This window comes from Microbacterium sp. H6 (assembly GCF_003314775.1).
Classification (GTDB): Bacteria; Actinomycetota; Actinomycetes; order Actinomycetales; family Microbacteriaceae; genus Microbacterium; species Microbacterium oxydans.
Genome location: NZ_QOAY01000045.1, coordinates 1 through 2,336, shown reverse-complemented (window position 1 = coordinate 2,336; position 2,336 = coordinate 1). Strand labels below are relative to the sequence as shown.

Here is a 2,336-nt window from a genome sequence, read left to right as displayed (position 1 = left end):
TGATGGCGCTCATCGAAATTCCCCAGAGTTGCTCATCGGAATTCCTCAGGTCGCGTGGTCAGGTTAGCGCAGGTTCGTGCCGGTCGTGACGCGGCGGAGTTCGTCTGCAGCGGTGGCGTGGTGGCGGAGCCGGTAAGAGGCTCCATCGAGGGTGATCACGACGGATCGGTGCAAGAGTCGGTCGAGCATGGCTGCGGCGACGGTGGTGTCGCCGAGGATCTCGCCCCAGGCTCCGACCGGCCGGTTCGTGGTGATCACGATGGAGGTCTTCAGGTAGCGCTGGTTGATGACCTGGAACAAGGCTGAGGCAGCCTCGCCGGGTAGTGGCAGGTAGCCAAGCTCGTCGATGATGAGCAGGGTCGGACCGGCGAAGAAACGCATCATCGTCGACCACTTGCCTTCGATCGCGGCGCGGTGGCAGCGGGCGGCGAGGTCGGCGGCGGAGGTGAAGTAGACGCGGTAGCCGGCGGTGACGGCGGCGTGGCCGAGGCCGGTGGCGATGTGGGTCTTCCCGACGCCGGGCGGGCCGATCAGGAGCACGTTGGTGGCGGTGTCGATGAACCGGCAGGTGCCGAGCTCGGCCAGCAGCGACCGGTCGATGCCGGATGCGGCGTCGTGATCGAAGTCGTCCAGGGTCTGCCCGGTGGGGAGGTTCGCGAAACGGAACCGGCCAGCCAAGCGGCGGGCGTCGGTGGCGGTGACCTCGACTCGCAGTAGGTGCTCGAGGGCCTGCGTCAGGGTCCATCCTTCGGCTTGCGCCTGGTCGAGGACGGCGGGGAGGGCGTCCGCGGCGTCGGCGAGTTTCAGGTCGGTGAGGTGGCCGCGCAGCTGTTGATAGACGCTCGCTGCCGTCGTGGTGGCTGTGGTTGTGGTCATCGGAGGGTGTTCCTGTTCTTCGCGGCCTGCTCGTAAGCGGCCAGGCTGATCACGGTCGAAGGCTGCGCTGCAGCGCTGGTGAGGGCTGCGGCAGCGCGCAGCGCGGCGCTGCCGGGTGGGATGCGTTCTTTGCGGCGGTGCGGGCGTCCTGGTGTCGCTGACGCCATCGCGATGGCCTCCAGTGCGGTGACATGGCCGCTGTCGCGGATCGTGACGCCGAGGCCGGGTTCGGCGACCTGGTGGCGGGCGACGACCGTCCCCGATGCGGTGGCGATGTCGATGATGTCCGCGCCGAGCCGCTGCCGGACCTCGACTTTCGCGGCGGCGAGTTCGGGCGGGACGGAGTAGCGATTCCCGCGCCAGTCGATCAGCGCTTGCCGGGTCGCGGTGCGCTCCTCTGTGATGATCACAGGGAACACAACCGCAGGTAGCGGTCTGAGCCGCTCGTTCACGAACAGGGCGGACGCTGTCGTCGTCCCGAGCTCGCCCTCACGCCGCCGGTCGTCCTGCCCTGCGGCGAACGTGTTCAGGCTGGCCTGCGCTTGCTCGAGGGTGAGGTCGTCGGGCAAGGTCCGCCACCAGCGTTGCGCGGCGGTGTGATTGTTCTTCTCGACCACGCCCTTCCTGTTCCCCGACCTCGGCCGGCAGACCACCGCGGTGACGCCGTGGTGCTTCGCGAACGCGGCGAACTGCGGGACCAGGTCGCCGGTGCGGTGGTCCAGGACCGTCCGCATCCGGTCGAACCGCCAGGTCTTCGTGAGCCCGCCCAGCAGGGCGAGCAGGGTCGTCATCGCGGCGAGCAGGTGCGGGGTGTCCATCGACGGGGAGATCACGCCCCGCCAGACACCCGAGTGCGCGAGCGACCCGACCAGGACATACGCGGTCTTGCGTCCGAACCCCCAATGCGCGGGCGGTTCGGGCATCTCGACCCAATCGAACTGGGTCTCCTCCCCGGGCGGGTGCTCGATGACCGCGTTTGCGCGTTTGGTGACGTGCGCGCACGCGGTGCACGCCGGACGCAGCCCGCGGGCACGAATCTGCCGCGTCAGCGTCGGATACGACCCCTCGTAACCGAGCGGTCGCAGCTCGTCGAGCAGCGTCACCGCCCACAGGTGCGGGTCCTCGGTCAGTCTCGCGGTGGCGTAGTCGACGAACGCGTCGAACGAGTCCGGGATGGTGCGCTCACGCATCCCGGGCTGGCGTTCACCGTTCAGATACGCGCGGATGGTCTTGCGGTCATGGTGAGTGCGGCGGGCGATCTCGCTGATCGTCATCCCCTGCCGTTTCAGAGCGTGGATGTCCACGCTGCTCCTCTCTGAGAGCATGAGAACAGGGCCTTCCTCGGGCTGGTGTGTGGTCAGAGACCACCAGCATCGAGGAAGGCCCGCCTCATGCGGCGGAGCGACCCAGAGTGGGGAATTTCGATGAGCAGAACCGAGGAATTTCAGTGAGCGCCGTCA

At 68.2% G+C, this 2,336-nt stretch carries 2 protein-coding genes; both read right to left on the bottom strand.

The features are described 5' to 3' along the window. Window positions 1-63 precede the first annotated feature (63 nt). Entirely contained in the window at window positions 64-876 is an 813-nt protein-coding gene (gene istB, locus DSP71_RS02810) for an IS21-like element helper ATPase IstB (RefSeq protein ID WP_068476904.1), read from the bottom strand. Next, a complete protein-coding gene (gene istA, locus DSP71_RS02805) occupies window positions 873-2,201 on the bottom strand; it encodes an IS21 family transposase (protein WP_113680318.1) in 1,329 nt (442 codons plus the stop codon). The genes istB and istA overlap by 4 nt, the downstream gene beginning before the upstream one ends. Window positions 2,202-2,336: the final 135 nt, after the last annotated feature.

Coding starts and splice junctions, on each gene's coding strand:
- istA (WP_113680318.1), bottom strand. CDS start 2,201: ATGCTCTCAGAGAGGAGCAGCGTGGACATCCACGCTCTGAAACGGCAG.
- istB (WP_068476904.1), bottom strand. CDS start 876: ATGACCACAACCACAGCCACCACGACGGCAGCGAGCGTCTATCAACAG.